We start from the raw sequence: 15077 nt of genomic DNA, 5'->3' as shown, positions 1-15077 counted from the left end.
GGGGGCCGGGGGCCCGCACAGGGCTGCGCGTGGGGGTGGCACCACGCCCTGTGCGGGCCGGTCTCAGGGGGTGCGGCGGTGGTCAGGAGGGTCAGGAGACCTTCTTGCCGCGTACGGCGGACTTGGCGACGCCCTTGAGCATCGAGCGGCCGAGGTCGCGCATCTCCTTGGGGCCGTTGGTGCTCGCCCACCACATGAACTTGATCATCGTGGGGGTGGTGGCCCGGTAGAAGCGGTGGTCCTCGCCGTCCTTCCAGCCGAAGGGCGTGTTGACGGACTCGCAGTCGTTGATGGCCTGGAAGACGATGTCGGCCGCCTTGTCGCCGTCGATCTCGCCGGCCTCGTAGCTGAGGCAGGTCTCGTTGGTGACGTCGAGCAGGTGCTTGAAGGCGTGGCTGTCCGGCCACCACAGGCCCGGGTAGGGCGAGTTCTCCATCTCGCGGAAGTGCCGGTCGTCGCCGTCCAGGACGAACTCCTGGCGGGCCTGGATCTGCCGCATGGTGGCGGGCGTGGTGAAGCAGGCCCAGACCCGGAACACCGCGTTCCAGAGCCGGAAGTGGGAGAAGGCGATGTAGGAGCTGTTGACGATCATGTCGTTGTACGTGAGCAGCCCCTGCTCCAGACGCTCGACGTACTCGAAGCGCTTGGCCGAGAAGTCGTCGTCGCGCAGCGCTTCCAGGACGCGGTAGCACAGCGCGTCCACCACCTCGAAGGTGTTGGACAGACCGCGCGAGTAGAGCGGGTCCACGAAGCCGGCCGCGTGCGACATCAGGCACCAGCGGTCGCCGACCGTCCGCTTCGAGGAGTACTGGATGCGGTCCGGCGTCGAGATCCACTCCCGCACCCGCCGCGCGCCGTCGAACTGGCGCTTCACGGCCGGGTACATGTCGAGGTAGTGGTTGAACTCCTCGTCCGGCGTCTTGTCCTTGGGCTGCGGGTACAGCCGCTCGTCGAAGGTCAGGCCGACGCTGCACATCGGGTTGCGCGAGTCCGTGTGGTTGTCGAACGGGATGATCCAGAACCAGCCGCGTTCGATCAGGTGGTGCAGGGTGCCGCCGTGGAACGGGGACTCGGCCGGCGGACGCAGCGCGTCGGGATAGTTGCACACGTCGTCGTAGGGCTTGATGCCGACGTAGTGCGTGAACAGGGAGCGCGCGTGGTGCTTGAGCCGGGAGGGCTGCTCGCGCAGGTCGAACTTCTGGGCGAGCGGCGAGCGGAAGCCGCTGGCGTCGATGAGGTACTTCGCGCGGAAGACCTCGCCGCTCTGGCCGGTGACGGTGACGCCGTCGTCGTCGAAGTCCAGGTCGGTGGCGCGCCAGTTCTGCCGCAGGGTGCAGCCGTACTTGGCGGCGACGTTGAAGTAGTAGGTGTCGGTGTCCTGGCGGAACATGTGCGACGCCTCGGTCAGCATCTTCGGGATGACGAACATCGTCGCCTCGCGCGGGTCCGGCTCCCGGTCCGGGACGTGCCGCACGAATCCGAAGCTCTGCTTACGGCCGTGATGGGCGCCGATGTACTTGGTGACCGCCTTGATGTCGAGCAGGTGCTTGATCTCGGGGACGTCGTAGCGCACGGCGAGGATGTGCAGCCACTCCACGAGCTGCGGGTTCTGCGACTCACCGACCGCGAACCGCGGGTGCTGCCCGGCGTCGACGAGCACCACCTTCGCGCCCTGCCGGGCCAGGATCGCGCCGGTGATCGAGCCGCCGATCCCGGCGCCCAGGATGATGACGTCGCACTCGGTCCACTCGCCGGCTTTCGACGCCGTCTTCTGTGTGTCGGCCTTGGGGGGCATCTGTGTCTCGGCCTTGCCGGTCAACTCGGGACTCCTCTTCTGACGTAGGTTCGGGGCAGCGCCCTAAGGGGCGCGGGGAACTGCGCAACCAGCCACGACGTAGCCGCAGACGCTCGACGGCCTGTCGCAGGCACTTCCCGTCGCGGCCTTCCCACGGAGCGCCTAGCTGCCCGCAGGGCCGAACCAGCGCTGCAGGGCCTCGGCCAAACCGGCGGAGCCACCCGTGCCGACCCAGGCGATGTAGCCGTCGGGCCGGACCAGCAGATCGGCGGCCGGGGCGGCGGGGTCGGGGCGGGAGGCGGCGACCACGTCGACGCGGTCGGCCCAGCCGGCGGCGGCCTCGGTGAGGGCGTCGCCGCCGCGCAGGTTCAGCAGGAGCGGGCGGCCGCGGGTGAGCAGTTCGTACGTGCTGCTCTTCTCGTCGCCGACCAGCAGCTCCTGGTCGGGCAGCCGGTGGCCGAGCAGCGGGTGGCCGCCCTCGCCCATGTCGTAGCCGATGTCCAGGCCGGTGACCAGGCCGACCAGATGGCGGCGGACCGCCTCGATGCCGACCAGCTCGCCGAAGAGCCGGCGCAGCGGCTCCATCTCGGGGCCGCCGAGGTACAGGGAGCGCTGCACGAGGGTGTTGGCGACGATGCGGGCGCCGACCGGGTGGCGCTCGGTGTGGTAGGTGTCCAGCAGGCCCTCGGGGGCGTGCCCGCCCAGCTCGGCCGCCAGCTTCCAGCCGAGGTTCACCACGTCGCCGACGCCGGCGCTGATGCCCTGGGCGCCGATGGGAAGGTGGATGTGGGCGGCGTCGCCCGCGAGGAAGACCCGGCCCTGGCGGTACTCGGCGGCCTGCCGGCTGCCGTCGGTGAAGTAGCTGGTCCACAGCGGCTTGTGGCCGGTGATGTCCTCGCCGGTGACGCGCTGAAAGGCGGCGGCGACCTCGGGGAAGGTGGGCGCCTCCTGGGTCGGGCGGACGCCGGCGCCGCGCTCGAAGACGACGACGCGGGTGGCCTGCGGGCCGAGCGGGAGCACCACGACCATGCCGGACTCGCCGACCTCGCCGGTCGGGCGGATGCGCAGCTCGTTGGTGGCGACGTCGGCCATCAGCATCTCGATGGTGGCGCTGGTGCCGGGGAAGTCGATGCCGGCCAGCTTGCGCACGGTGGAACGGGCACCGTCACAGCCGACCAGGTAGGCCGCGCGCAGTGTCTCGACGCCGTCGGCGGTGCCGACCTCGACGACGACACCCTGCTCGTCCTGGGTCATGCCGACGACCTCGTGCCCGCGGCGGATCTCGGCGCCGAGGCCGGTCGCCCACTCGAGCAGAATGGCCTCGGTCCGCGACTGCGGAACACCACGGACGCCGAAATTGCCGCCCTCAACGATGCGATAGTCAATGGGCAGTCCACCGAAATGCCCGAAGGGTATCGTCTCGAGTTGACCGAATTTCTCGAGAAGTCCGCGCTGTCCGAACTCCTCGATGGTGCGGGCGGAAAATCCGAGCGCCCGAGACTGCTGCATGGGCTCCGCGAGGCGGTCGAGTACGACCACCGACCGTCCGGCCAGGCGGAGTTCACCGGCGAGCATGAGTCCGGAGGGACCGGCCCCGGCGACAATCACGTCGGCATGAAAATTATCCATGTTTCCTCTCCCAGTGGATTTTTCTCCAGTATTCCGGGGGAGTTGGGGAAGCTGAATGGCCGTAAGTACAGGTCTCTGACAAGTTTCGTCAGAGATTCTGCAGCTGCGTCAGGCGGTGGAAATACGCGAGGGCGCCGGAAGGAAGTTCCGACGCCCTCGGCCGGTTCGGACCCGGCTCAGAGCAGGCCCAGCACCCGGTCGATCCGGATCTCGATCACGACCAGGCCCGGCGGCTCCGGCGGCGGCGTCCAGTACCGCTTGGCGTACCGCCGGATGCCCTCCTGGACCCGTAACGGGTCGTCGTGGACGGTGGCGGTGCCCTCCAGGGCGATCCAGCGGGGCCCCACCGTCTGGCAGAGGGAGGCCCGGCCGGCGGGCGTGGCCAGGACGTTCCTGGCCTTGCGCCGTGTCACCGCGGTCATGACCCGCGCCAGGCCCGCCTCCCCGTCCCAGGTGAACCGCACGGGCGTCACATGGGGCGAGCCGTCGGGGCGCAGCGTGGTGAAGGTGCACAGATGGTTCTCGGCGAGGAAGTCCTCGGCCGCGGGGGACAACCGTGGTGACGTCGGCATGGCGGCTTTCCGATCTATTGCGGGTTTCCGATCTCAGGCTTTGGCGGGAGCGTCGGCCGGCTGGTCCGATGCCTTGGTGAAGGGCAGCAGGAGCAGCGTGAGGAGCAGGCCGGCCACCGCGAAGCAGGCGCCCGCGAGGAACGCGTCGTGGAAGACCTCGGTGCGTGCCTGGGTCACCCGGGCGGGCACCCCGTCCGCCCACTCGGTCAGCTGCTCGACCTGGCGGAAGGCGTAGGTGGCGGCCACGGCGAGGCCGAGGGCGCCGCCGACCTCCTGCGCGGTGTTGATGAGCCCCGCGGACAGACCGGACTCGTCCTCCTGGGTGCCGGTGAACGCGGCGACCTGCACCGGCACGAAGGACAGGCCGAGACCGAGGCCGGAGATCAGGAAGGCGGGCAGCAGGTCCACGACGTAGGAGGCGTCGGAGGGGGCCCGCCACAGCAGGAACATGCCGACGCTGGTCAGCGTCAGGCCGGCCATCAACACCGGCTTGGCGGCGACCTTGGTCACCAGCTGGGAGGCGATACCGGCGCCGACCGCGACGATCACGGCGAGCGGGACGTAGGCCAGACCGGTCTTCAGGGCCGACCAGTTGAGGACCTGCTGCATGAACAGGCTGGCGAAGAAGAACAGCGTGACGCAGGTGCCGAGCAGCAGGACGGCGACGATGTTGGAGGCCCGCAGCGACTTGCGCTTGAAGACGCCGAGCGGGATCAGCGGTGCCTCGGCGCGGCGCTCGATCAGCAGGAACGTGATGAGCAGGACCGCGGAGAGGGCGAAGCCGCCGTAGACGCGGGCCAACGGGACGTCCGAGTCGTCGATGGTCTGACCGAGGCTGAAGATCAGCAGCACGAGACCGGCGGTCAGCGTCACGGCACCGGCGACGTCGAAGGAGCTGCGGCGCTCCGCGGCGCGGCTCTCGCCGACGATTCGCGGGGCGATCAGGGCGCAGACCAGGCCGATCGGCACGTTGATGAAGAAGATCCAGCGCCAGCCCGGACCGTCGGTGAGCAGACCGCCCAGGGTGACACCGGCGACGGCGGCGATACCGCTGAGCGCGCCCCAGGCACCGAGCGCCTTGTTGCGCTCGGCGCCCTCCGCGAAGTTGTTGGCGAGCAGGGACAGCGCGGCGGTCGCGATGAACGCGGCACCGAGGCCCTGGGCGCCGCGCGCCACGATCAGCATGGCCGCGCTCTGCCCGAACCCGGCGAGTAGCGAGGACAGGGCGAAGAGGATCAGGCCGGTCTGCAGCATCCGGCGACGGCCGAACGCGTCGGCCAGCCGGCCGGTCAGCAGCAGGAAGCCGCCGAGCAGCATGCCGTACGTGGTGACGATGTACTGCAACGACGTCTGCGAGATGTGCAGTTCGTCCTCGATGGTCGGCAGGGCCACATTGACGATGGACACATCGAGGAAGGTCATGAAGCCGGCCAGGCAGAGGAACGCCAGGATGAGTCCCGGGCGGTGCGGCGGGGCCGATGCATCGGTGTGGCGGGGAAGGCGCAGCGACTCTTGGGTCGACATGTCGCTCCTAGTGGAGGTGACGGAAGGGTTCCGTAGGGACGGACATCCGGAGGGAAAGGACATGGCGCGAGGCCGGGAGCGGGAGCCCGCTCACCGTCTTCCGGGAAGCTAGCATCCTGGGTAAAGTAGGTACCTAGAGGAAAGTGACTTCCTGGGAGGGTCCGAATGGGCAGCACCGGCGCCATGGGCAGCACCACCACGCGTGGCGGAAAGGTCGACTCGGAGCTGGCGTGCCCGGTCTCCCCGGTGGTCGACATCGTCTTCAGCCGCTGGACGACACCGATCCTGTGGACGCTGCACGAGTTCGGTAAGCAGCGCTTCGTCGAGCTCCAGCGCAACATCCGCACCATCACGCCCAAGGTCCTCACCCAGCGGCTGCGCCAGATGGAGCGCGACGGCCTGGTCGTGCGGACGTACCACCCCGAGGTGCCGCCCCGGGTCGAGTACGAGATCAGCGAGCTGGGCCGCAGCCTGGCGCCGATCTTCGCCCACCTCGCCGAGTGGTCCGCGGAGAACCTCCAGAAGGTGGAGCGGGCCAGGCGGGAGTTCGACACGGCGGACGAACCGACGTCCGTGTCGCGCTGACCCGCGCCGGGGCCGGCTGCTAACCCCGGGCCGGCGCAGGGACATCGGTGTCGAGGACGCGCATCGAGCCCTTGTAGAAGACCAGCGGGTCGGCCTCCTCGGTCGACGTGCCCAGGGCGGTGACCTCGCCGAGCAGGATCGCGTGGTCACCGCCGTCGTACTCGTCGGCAAGACGGCACTGCAGGAAGGCCAGCGCCTCGGTGAGGACCGGCAGTCCGCTCGTGGAGCGGTGATGCGGGACCTCCGCCAGACGTGCCGACTCGCGGCCCGCGAACTTCCAGGCGAGGCCTTCCTGGCTGCGGGTCAGGAAGTTGACGACGAAGCCGCCGGACTTCTGCAGGGCGGGCCGCAGCCGCGACTGCTTGTGCAGGCAGAACAGCACCAGCGGCGGCTCCAGCGAGACGGACGTGAAGGAGTTCACCGTGGTGGCGGCGCCGTCCTCGGGACCTCCGGTGGTGATGACGGTGACGCCGGTGGCGAAGTTGCCGCACACCGCGCGCAACGCACGGCCGTCGACCGGCGGTTGCGGCAGATGCCGGCCGTGCTGGGACAACGGCTGGACGGGTATCACGTGAGCCCTCTCGTCAGGTGCGCGGCGCGGTCGCGTCCGCGACGGGTGTACGTGCCTTCTCGGTCACGCCGGCCGTGAGGTGCTCGCGCCGGGACAGCAGCGGGGCCGCCATCGCCGTCGTCACGAGGGCCATGATCACCAGCATGGTGAACATCCGTCCGTCGAGCACTCCGAGGCTCACGGCGGCGTTGAGGATGATGAGTTCGGTCAGGCCACGGGTGTTCATCAGCACGCCCAGGTCCTTGGACTCACGCCAGGACAGGCCGGACAGCCGGGCCGGGACGATCGCGCCGAGCAGCTTGCCCGCGCAGGCCACGGCGATGACCAGGGCCAGTGACAGATAGTCGGTCGCGGTCAGGGAGCCGAGGTCGACGCCGAGGCCGGTGACGATGAAGAACACCGGCAGCAGCACGACGCTGACGTCGTCCAGCGGCCGGCGCAGGTTCGCCGCGAGCACCCTCCGGGGTTCGCGCGGCATGATGAAGCCGAACAGGAAGGCGCCGAAGATCTGGTGGATGCCGATCCACGAGGTCAGCCACGACGAGGCGAACACGCCCGCGCACAGCACCGCGAGCAGCGCGCTCCAGCGCTCCGTCGCCGCCCAACGCCACACCAGCCGGGCCACCAGCGGCCGGACCACCATGAACATCAGCGCCACAAAGACCACGCTCAGCGCCCCGATCCGGGCCAGATCCGCGTAGTTGCCGTCCGAGCTGACCAGCGCCGACACATACGCCAGCAGACACCAGGCGAGGACGTCGTCGATCGCGGCGCTGGCCAGTGACAGGGCGCCGACCCGGGTGTCCATCAGCTTGTTCTCGGTGAGGATCCGTGCCAGCACGGGGAACGCCGTCACGGACATCGCGGTGCCCATGAAGGTGGCGAACGCTAGGAAGGAGATGTGCTTGCCGGCCACGGTGTCGTGGTGCGGATACAGCACGACCGCGGCCGCGACGCCCAGCCCGAAGGCCAGCACGATCGACGACAGCGAGACGCCGGCCGCCAGCCGCGCGTGCGGCCGTATCAGCCGCTTCTCGAACTCCCAGCCGACCACGAACATGAACAGGACCAGGCCGACCTGGGAGACCGCGGACAGCAACGGCCGTACGTCGCCCGGAAACAGGCGCTCCGTCAGGTCGCCCGGAAACAGGCCGAGCAGACTCGGGCCGAGGAGGACGCCGGCGGTGATCTCGCCGATCACCTTCGGCTGGCCCACCTTCCGGGCGAGCGCGCCGAGGGCGGCGCCGACCAGCAGGATCACGCCGATACCGAGCAGCATCGTGGCGATCTGCTGCTCCCCGCCCCCCGCCGCCGAAGCGGTCATCGGGAGCCCCCGGGCCGCGGCGGGTTGCCCGTCGACCAGACCAGCTGGAACGACAGTTCCGTCAGACGCCAGCCCTGCTCGGTGTGCCGGGCCTCGCCGTGGACGAGGGTGCCGGAGACGAACAGCGGATCGCCGGGCGCGTCCGGATGGTGTACGTGGGTGGAGACCAGGTTGGCGCGCAGCACCGCCCGCTTCTCGCCGGTGAGGTCCACCACCGCCGGGGAGTTGAGATGCTGGGTGCGCGCGAACGCGTCGAGTGCCTGCCGGTGCCAGGCGGCGAGTCCCTCGATGCCCTCGTGCCGGGCCATCGGGAACTCGACGCGGGCGTCGTCGCTGAACAGCGTACGCGCCCAGACGTCGTCGAGTTTGTCCTCGTCGAGGCCCAATAGATATCGGTCCAGCAAGGTGCTGATTTCGGCTGTTGACGTGACGGAATTCATTGCCCGAGCATCGCGCGGTGGCCAATGGGCACCCAAGGGCACTTGTCGAAGACCTGACGTAGCTGCGGAAGATCTGACGCTGACGGAAAAGACCTGACAATCCGCGCGGAGTCCTGAACAGAGCGCTCTTCAGCAGGAGTTGATGGCTTGTCATGCTGGTCGGGAAGCACTGATCCGCTGAGCCGGAAATTCGAGTTCTGCTTCTTTCGTCAACCTTTCATCACCCGATCTACCGGAAGAGAAGAGAATGCCGAAGATCGCAGCCGATGGTAAGAACCTGACCGTCCTCAACCTGTTCTCGACCGACTCCGCCGAGAAGCAGGACAGCCTGCTCGCCGCGATGCGCGAGATCGTCGACGCCGCCGCCTACGACGGCTGGATCTCCAGCACCGTGCACAGCGGGCAGACCAAGTTCGGCACCGCCAACTTCATCCAGTGGCGCTCCACCGAGGACCTGGAGGCCCGTTACGCCGGCGAGGAGTTCAAGCACCGCACCCTGCCGCTCTTCGGTGAGATCACCACCGCGATCCGGCTCCTGCAGAACGAGGCGGTCTTCACCCAGTCGAAGCCGGGCGCCGGACCCACCGAGATCGGACCGGAGCGCGAGGACTACACGGTCATCGACCTGTACGGCGTCGCCGAGAAGCACCAGGACGACCTGGTCGACACGCTCGGGGCTGCCCAGGACTGGCTGCAGAAGGTCCCGGGGTACCGCAGCCACACGGTGCTGCGCGGTCTGCGCGGCCGTGGCATCGAGGGCAAGTGGGCCGTCGTCTACGCCCAGTGGGACAGCAAGGAGGCATACGACGCCTTCCGCGAGCAGCCCGCGGCGCAGCGGTCGGCGGAGCGGCAGAAGATCGACGCCACGGTGGACGCGCTGGCCATCTGGCGGGACTCCAACACCTACCGCGTGGTGCACACCCGGTCGGCGGGCGAGTGACGGTCCGGGCCGCCGGCCGGGAGGTGCCTGGCGCCGCCCGGACGCGGCCCGGAGTGGAGTGCACATGCGCGTACTTGTGATCGATCCGGATGACGGGACCGCCGAGCCCCTGGTCTGCCGCCTGGTGCGCAACGGCCATCAGGTCCGGCGGGCCCGCACCGGGCGGGCGGCTCTCCAGGCATGGGAGCAGGCCGAAGTCGTCCTGCTCGACCTGGAGTTGCCCGACCTCGACGGTCTGCAGGTGTGCGCCGAGATCCGGGCCCGGGGCAGCACCCCGCTGATCGCGTTCACCAGCCGGGACACCGAGCTGGACCGGGTGCTCAGTCTGCGGTCGGGTGCGGACGACTGTCTGGTGAAGCCGTACGGCTTCCGGGAGCTGATCGCCCGGATGAACGCGGTGACCAGGCGCGTCACCACCGGCGGGGGTCCGGCCGGGGTGTCCTGCGGGGCCCTGCGGCTGGACCCCGGGACGCGTGAGGCGTGGGTGGGGGAGCAGCCCCTGGAGCTGACCCGCAAGGAGTTCGACATCCTGTTGCTGCTGGCCTCGGCACCGGAGACGGTGATCTCGCGCCGGGACCTGATCGCCGGGGTCTGGGCGGACGAGTGGGCCATCTCCACCCGCACGGTCGACACCCACGTCAGCGCCCTGCGCGCCAAGCTGGGCGAGGGCTGGATCACCACGGTCCGGGGTGTCGGCTACCGGCTGGAGGAAACGTCGCCCTCCGCCCCGCTCCGGTGATGTGCGATGCCGGTTCTCCGGGGGCCGTTACGGACCGCCGATCAGGCAGCGCTGCCCTCCCCCTCCGGGGCAGCGCTCCCTTCCCGTACCCGGGTGGCGGCGGTGTCGGGCTCCCAGGCCGTGCCGGCCTCCGAGGCGGAGCCGTCCTCGGCCGCGGCGTCGTACTCCTCGTCGGCCGGCGCGTCCTCCCCCTCCAGCGCCGCATCGCGCGAGGCGAGCAGGGACACGGCTCGGTCGGGGGTCAGTTCCAGCGTCGGGAGGATCTGCGGCATCGCGATGGTCGGCAGGAGGTGGCGGAACATGGAGATCACGCGGCGGGTCAAGTCCTTGCGCTGACACAGCACTTGGGACGTCCACTGGATTCCGGTGAAGGACCCGGACAGCAACTCGGCCGTCTCCGCCGGATCCACGTGCGGCAGCAACTCGCCGCGTTCGCGCGCCTCGACGAGCAGTCCGGTGAGCCGGTCCGCCCAGGACTGGAACGGCCTGCCGTGAAAGGGATTGCCGCTCTCGGCGCTCTCGGCGCTCTCGCTCCACTGGTCCATGGCGAGCCCGACGCTGGCCCGGGTCAGCGGGTCGTGCTGCAGCTGGTGCGCGAACAACAGGCCCTGGTCGGCGAGTTCCTGCAGCTTCGTGCGCTGCGGGGGCAACGGGCCGAGCTCCAGCTGCGCCGCTATCACCCCGAGGGCCAGGTCCTCCTTGGAGGTGAAGTGGAAGTACAGCGCCCCCTTGGTGACACCGGCCCGCGCGATGATCTCCGTGATGGTGGCGGTGCTGTAGCCCCGCTCGTCGAACACCTCGGCCGCCGCCAGCAGGATCGACTTGCGGGTCTGGATGGCTCTCGCTTGACGTGCCATGCGTCCGTGCCTGTTTCTATGTCAGAGCTTGGTCAGGTTCCCCCGCAAAGAGAACCGGACTGCCAGTCTTTTGTCGAGAGGGGAACGATCCCCTCATTTATCGACTCAGGGGGCAATCCATGCCTGATGGCGCGATATCTGTAGTCGACCGATTTGTTGAGGCTCGTTTGGGTATGGCCCCGGCGCAGGAGCGACTCGACCCCGCTGACGTGGCGAGCACAGCCCTGCACAACGGTCCGCTTGCCGGACAGGTCGCACCGATCCCCTCGGAAGAGTCCGCCTCACGACCCGCATACCGGACCGACTCCCCGGTTCTGATTCCGGACGGCCGGGCCACCGCCGAGCTGTGCCACCGCCCGGACCCGGAGGACCGTTTCCCCGTCGAGTGGCTGCGCCTCACCGAGCAACGGTTCCTGGTCTCGGTGAACTGGCCCGCCGCACACCGCTTCTTCGCCCCGCTGCCCGGCGGGCGTCAGGATCCGCTGCTCGTCGCGGAGACCACCCGGCAGGCGACGATGATGCTGGCCCACGCCGAGTTCGGAGTGCCGATCGGCGACCAGTTCCTGATGCGGGAGCTCGGATACCGGGTCGAGACAACGGAGTTCACCGTGGCGGGCGCTTCGGGCGCGATCGACGTCGTGGTCGAGTGCACCGACGTCCAGCTGCGCGCCGGGCGCCTCGTCGGCATGCGGGTCGACCTGCGCTTCCAGCGCCTCGGCCGGCTGCTCGCCACGAGCATGGGCATCCTGGGCTGCACCTCGGCCCGCGTCTACCGCCGGCTGCGCGGCGAGCGGACGGCCGTCACGGGTCGCGCCATGCCGCTGCTGCCCGCCGTCGCGCCCCGCGAGACCGGCCGCGGCGACCGCAAGGACGTCGTCCTCGCCCCCTCCAGGCATCGCCCCGGCTGGCGGCTCCGCCTGGACACCATGCACCCCACACTCTTCGCCCGGCCCAACGACCACGTCCCCGGCATGGTGCTCCTCGAAGCCGCCCGGCAGGCCGCCAACGTCCTGACGCCCGGGCACGACTTCCACCCCGCCTCGATGCGGATCGCTTTCCACAAGTACTGCGAACTGACCGAGCCCTGCTGGATCCTCGCCGGTCCCGACCGGTCCGCGGAGCAGGGCACCGTGATGCGTGTGCAGGGCCTCCAACAGGACGAGCCCGTCTTCACCGTGACCCTGGGCGACGGCGCGACGAGGGACGGCGGCTGAGCCGGCACATCCTGGCGCGGGTGCTGGGAGTTCCGGCGGATTCGCCGGTCGTCCCGTCCGTCCCGGGCGGCGGACATACGGTCGCCACGGCCTGCGACGCGGGGGCGTACGGCCGTGGCCGATCCGCGCACCGCCGCCGGCAACTCCCGCGCGGCCACCCCGGACCGACGGCCCGCCGCTGACGGCACCGCCAGAACGCGAAGGCCCCGGACACCCCAACTCACGGCCGCCCCTCGGCTGATCTCACGGCCGCTCCCACGCGCCGTTCCGACGGCTGTTCCGACGGGTTGCTCCCACGGGCCGCTCCCGCGTGCCGTTCCGACGGGCTGCTCCCACGGGCCGGTCCCACGGCCGGTCGCACGTGCCGTTCCGACGGGCCGGTCTCACGGGCCGCTCCCGCGTGCCGTTCCCACGGGTTGCCCCCTTGAGCCGGTCCCACGGGCCGGTCCCACGGGCCGGTCCCGCGGCCGGTCGCACGTGCCGTCCCGACGGGTTGCTCCCACGTGCCGGTCCCATGTGCCGTTCCGACGGACCGCTCCCGCGTGCCGGTGCCACGTGCCGTTACGACGGGCCGGTCCCACGTGCCGGTCTCACGGGCCGCTCCCACGCGCCGTTCCGACGGGCCGCTCCCACAGCCGGACCCGCGACGGCCCCGACGGCCGGTCCCGGGCCCGGGACCGGGACCGGGAGCGCATCACCTCACCCCCGTGGTCGCAGCCTCCGTGTCGTCCTCTTCCTCCGTGGCGTAGGGCAGGTAACGCGAGACGGAGACCGCGTGGTCGACCACGTCCGGTGTGCCGGCGGGGTTCAGTGCGCCGAGCAGGCCCGGCGCGGCGAGCCCCGGCAGGAAGCCCTGCCAGAACCCCGTGAAGGCCAGCCGGGTGCGGTCGCCCTCACCCCCCTTTATCAGTACTCCTATGCCGGTCGTGGCGGCGACGATCGCACACGTCAGCGCCGGCAGCTGGGCCTGCGCCGCGACCCCGCCCTCCTGGCGCGCGCGGTCCAGCAGGCGCTGCACGCAGGCGTGCCACGCGTGGGCGAACTGCTCCCGCCCTCTGCGGGACCGGTCGTTGTCCAGCCGCAGCCCGGCCCGCGACACCACGTCCCAGGACAGCAACTGGCTCAGGGTGTGCGAGATGTCGGTGAGGGCCTGCAGCGGCTCGGAGTTCTTCTCGTACGCGAGGCGCGCGGCGCGCCACAGGATGCCGCGCGCCTCGCTCACGACCGCTTGGGCCAGGTCCTCCTTGTTCGCGAAGTGGAAGTGCAGCGCGCCCGTGCTCATGTTGGCCCGCGCGCTGATGTCGGAGAGCCTGGCCGAGGCATAGTCCTCGCGGTCGAAGACCTCCGCCGCCGACTTCAGCATCAGTCGGCGGGTGCGGATCGCCCTCTCCTGTTGTAGTCCCACCTGCCTGAATCCTTTCATCCCGCAGTCCAGGAAACGGACTTGAAGGTTTGTTTGTGGGGTGCGGATGCCCGAGTGCCGGGAGCGTGGGTCCGGCTGCGGCTCTCGTTTCTATCGACACACCGTCAGTACTGCCCAGAAGATCACACTTTCCCACCTCATGACCAGGGCGAGGGAGAAGTGGAAGCAGGGAATCAGTCAGCCGAGAACATCCCGGACGGTCTACCACTGCCACCCGGGATGTGCAATGCGTCGGACGGGGCCGCCCTCGGTAGTCGATCTACGGACGAGTAGGCCCGGTTGTTGAGACCCAGAACAAACCGCAGCCGCCGTCAGTGATTGCTTTCTCGTGGCCCGGGGGCGAATTTTGACCACTTTCAAGATCCAGAAAAACGATCGCGGTTACGTTTCGCGGCGGAATTGATCCTTCATGTCAGGCAACTCCGGCAAAAGTCGCATCAGTTGTCACAGACGGTGAGTTTACCGAGTTTTTTTTTGACAAACCGAGAGGTAGGTTTTTAGGCTCGACAAGCCAAGGCGCTCGAGCGGGAACTACATGTTCAGGGGGAGAGCAGTGAGCCAACGCGCAACGAGCAGCACTCTGGAGTACCGAAAGCCCATCACCTCGCAGATCCGGAAGCCGTCGACCAACTGGCGGGTCCTGGTGGTCGAGAACAACACCGGCGACATGGAGGCCCTCGCGGCCGGCCTGCGGCGACACGGCCATCAGGTCGAGGGGGTCGGCACGGGCAACGCGGCCCTGCAGGCCTACCAGGTGTCGGACATCGTTCTGCTGGACCTCGAACTACCCGACCTGGACGGTCTGGAAGTGTGCCGTTCCATCCGTTCCCTGAGCGACGTCCCGCTCATAGCGGTCACCGGGTGGGGGACGGAACTGGACCGGGTCCTCGGTCTCCAGGCGGGCGCGGACGACTACCTCGTCAAGCCCTACGGCTTCCGGGAGCTGATGGCCAGGATGGACGCCGTCATGCGTCGCTCGCGTCCGCAGGTGCAGATCGAGCAGGTCGTCTCGCGCGGGCCGTTGCGCATAGACGCCGCCTCGCGCGAGGTGAGTCTGCACGGCCAGGTCGTGGAGGTCACCCGCAAGGAGTTCGATCTGCTCTATCTGCTCGCCTCCCATCCGGAGACGGTGATCTCGCGCAAGCGCATCATGCAGCAGGTCTGGGGTGGGTCCTGGTCCCGTCGCACCGTGGACACCCATGTCAGCAGCCTCCGCGGCAAGTTGGGGGGCAGTGACTGGATCGTCACCGTACGCGGAGTGGGGTTCCGCTTCGGTAGCAGCTGATCTCGCATCCGGCGCGATGTCACCACATCGCCGCCGACTTCGAAAAGGGCGGGCTCCTGACGGGGGAGCCCGCCCTTTCGCATGCCCATGCCCTTTTGTGCGCCGGTCGACTGTTCTGCCGCCGTGCGCTGTTCGGCGGGGCTTCTGACAATTCCCTGACACTTGCCTGGCGCTGCGCC

Annotated in this window: 14 protein-coding genes; 5 read left to right on the top strand and 9 right to left on the bottom strand. The window is 69.4% G+C overall.

Annotated elements, in window-relative coordinates; genetic code table 11:
- Positions 1-91: 91 nt before the first annotated feature.
- From ACZ7M7_RS07625 to ACZ7M7_RS07610, 4 genes are all read right to left on the bottom strand, one after another.
- A complete protein-coding gene (locus tag ACZ7M7_RS07625) occupies positions 92-1795 on the bottom strand; it encodes an NAD(P)/FAD-dependent oxidoreductase (RefSeq protein ID WP_472113992.1) in 1704 nt (567 codons plus the stop codon).
- Positions 1796-1957: 162 nt separating this feature from the next.
- The gene (locus tag ACZ7M7_RS07620; protein WP_383616832.1) at positions 1958-3424 is read right to left on the bottom strand and encodes an FAD-dependent monooxygenase; all 1467 of its coding nucleotides are present in this window, start codon (positions 3422-3424) and stop codon (positions 1958-1960) included.
- Positions 3425-3600: 176 nt separating this feature from the next.
- Positions 3601-3996, bottom strand: a complete 396-nt coding sequence (locus ACZ7M7_RS07615) for a pyridoxamine 5'-phosphate oxidase family protein (RefSeq protein WP_472113721.1) — start codon at positions 3994-3996, stop codon at positions 3601-3603.
- 33 nt (positions 3997-4029) lie between these two features.
- The gene (locus tag ACZ7M7_RS07610; protein WP_383632875.1) at positions 4030-5520 is read right to left on the bottom strand and encodes an MFS transporter; all 1491 of its coding nucleotides are present in this window, start codon (positions 5518-5520) and stop codon (positions 4030-4032) included.
- Between the two features lie 165 nt (positions 5521-5685).
- On the opposite strand from ACZ7M7_RS07610, the gene ACZ7M7_RS07605 reads away from it, so the two are divergent.
- The gene (locus ACZ7M7_RS07605; RefSeq protein WP_383616823.1) at positions 5686-6105 is read left to right on the top strand and encodes a winged helix-turn-helix transcriptional regulator; all 420 of its coding nucleotides are present in this window, start codon (positions 5686-5688) and stop codon (positions 6103-6105) included.
- Between the two features lie 19 nt (positions 6106-6124).
- Here ACZ7M7_RS07605 and ACZ7M7_RS07600 read toward each other — a convergent pair whose 3' ends face one another.
- The 3 genes from ACZ7M7_RS07600 to ACZ7M7_RS07590 are packed head-to-tail and all read right to left on the bottom strand — an operon-like array spanning position 6125 to position 8440.
- On the bottom strand, positions 6125-6676 hold the full coding sequence (locus ACZ7M7_RS07600) for a flavin reductase family protein (protein WP_472113717.1): 552 nt from the start codon (positions 6674-6676) through the stop codon (positions 6125-6127).
- 13 nt (positions 6677-6689) lie between these two features.
- Complete coding sequence (locus tag ACZ7M7_RS07595; protein ID WP_472113714.1) at positions 6690-8000, bottom strand: cation:proton antiporter; 1311 nt, start codon at positions 7998-8000, stop codon at positions 6690-6692.
- Positions 7997-8440, bottom strand: a complete 444-nt coding sequence (locus tag ACZ7M7_RS07590; RefSeq protein ID WP_472113711.1) for a nuclear transport factor 2 family protein — start codon at positions 8438-8440, stop codon at positions 7997-7999. The genes ACZ7M7_RS07595 and ACZ7M7_RS07590 overlap by 4 nt, the downstream gene beginning before the upstream one ends.
- 247 nt (positions 8441-8687) lie before the next feature.
- On the opposite strand from ACZ7M7_RS07590, the gene ACZ7M7_RS07585 reads away from it, so the two are divergent.
- Positions 8688-9380, top strand: coding sequence for an antibiotic biosynthesis monooxygenase family protein (locus ACZ7M7_RS07585; RefSeq protein ID WP_451173924.1), 693 nt, complete (start codon positions 8688-8690; stop codon positions 9378-9380).
- 64 nt (positions 9381-9444) lie between these two features.
- The gene (locus ACZ7M7_RS07580) at positions 9445-10119 is read left to right on the top strand and encodes a response regulator transcription factor (RefSeq protein WP_383616809.1); all 675 of its coding nucleotides are present in this window, start codon (positions 9445-9447) and stop codon (positions 10117-10119) included.
- A 41-nt stretch (positions 10120-10160) separates the two neighbouring features.
- Here ACZ7M7_RS07580 and ACZ7M7_RS07575 read toward each other — a convergent pair whose 3' ends face one another.
- Complete coding sequence (locus tag ACZ7M7_RS07575; protein ID WP_383632863.1) at positions 10161-10976, bottom strand: ScbR family autoregulator-binding transcription factor; 816 nt, start codon at positions 10974-10976, stop codon at positions 10161-10163.
- Between the two features lie 209 nt (positions 10977-11185).
- Between ACZ7M7_RS07575 and ACZ7M7_RS07570 the strand changes: the two genes are divergently transcribed.
- Positions 11186-12190 carry a ScbA/BarX family gamma-butyrolactone biosynthesis protein gene (locus ACZ7M7_RS07570; protein ID WP_472113707.1) on the top strand — a complete coding sequence of 335 codons (1005 nt, stop codon included), beginning with the start codon at positions 11186-11188 and terminating at the stop codon, positions 12188-12190.
- A gap of 694 nt (positions 12191-12884) precedes the next feature.
- Here ACZ7M7_RS07570 and ACZ7M7_RS07565 read toward each other — a convergent pair.
- Positions 12885-13595, bottom strand: a complete 711-nt coding sequence (locus tag ACZ7M7_RS07565; protein ID WP_383616800.1) for a ScbR family autoregulator-binding transcription factor — start codon at positions 13593-13595, stop codon at positions 12885-12887.
- Between the two features lie 553 nt (positions 13596-14148).
- On the opposite strand from ACZ7M7_RS07565, the gene ACZ7M7_RS07560 reads away from it, so the two are divergent.
- Entirely contained in the window at positions 14149-14898 is a 750-nt protein-coding gene (locus tag ACZ7M7_RS07560; protein WP_383616797.1) for a response regulator transcription factor, read from the top strand.
- Positions 14899-15077 lie beyond the last annotated feature (179 nt).

The organism is Streptomyces sp. NPDC111606 (assembly GCF_055656945.1).
The sequence above is the reverse complement of the archived record's forward strand: the minus strand, read 5'-3'. Positions and strand labels throughout refer to the sequence as shown.

Coding starts and splice junctions, on each gene's coding strand:
- ACZ7M7_RS07625 (WP_472113992.1), bottom strand. CDS start 1,795: ATGCCCCCCAAGGCCGACACACAGAAGACGGCGTCGAAAGCCGGCGAG.
- ACZ7M7_RS07620 (WP_383616832.1), bottom strand. CDS start 3,424: ATGGATAATTTTCATGCCGACGTGATTGTCGCCGGGGCCGGTCCCTCC.
- ACZ7M7_RS07615 (WP_472113721.1), bottom strand. CDS start 3,996: ATGCCGACGTCACCACGGTTGTCCCCCGCGGCCGAGGACTTCCTCGCC.
- ACZ7M7_RS07610 (WP_383632875.1), bottom strand. CDS start 5,520: ATGTCGACCCAAGAGTCGCTGCGCCTTCCCCGCCACACCGATGCATCG.
- ACZ7M7_RS07605 (WP_383616823.1), top strand. CDS start 5,686: ATGGGCAGCACCGGCGCCATGGGCAGCACCACCACGCGTGGCGGAAAG.
- ACZ7M7_RS07595 (WP_472113714.1), bottom strand. CDS start 8,000: ATGACCGCTTCGGCGGCGGGGGGCGGGGAGCAGCAGATCGCCACGATG.
- ACZ7M7_RS07590 (WP_472113711.1), bottom strand. CDS start 8,440: ATGAATTCCGTCACGTCAACAGCCGAAATCAGCACCTTGCTGGACCGA.
- ACZ7M7_RS07585 (WP_451173924.1), top strand. CDS start 8,688: ATGCCGAAGATCGCAGCCGATGGTAAGAACCTGACCGTCCTCAACCTG.
- ACZ7M7_RS07580 (WP_383616809.1), top strand. CDS start 9,445: ATGCGCGTACTTGTGATCGATCCGGATGACGGGACCGCCGAGCCCCTG.
- ACZ7M7_RS07575 (WP_383632863.1), bottom strand. CDS start 10,976: ATGGCACGTCAAGCGAGAGCCATCCAGACCCGCAAGTCGATCCTGCTG.
- ACZ7M7_RS07560 (WP_383616797.1), top strand. CDS start 14,149: ATGTTCAGGGGGAGAGCAGTGAGCCAACGCGCAACGAGCAGCACTCTG.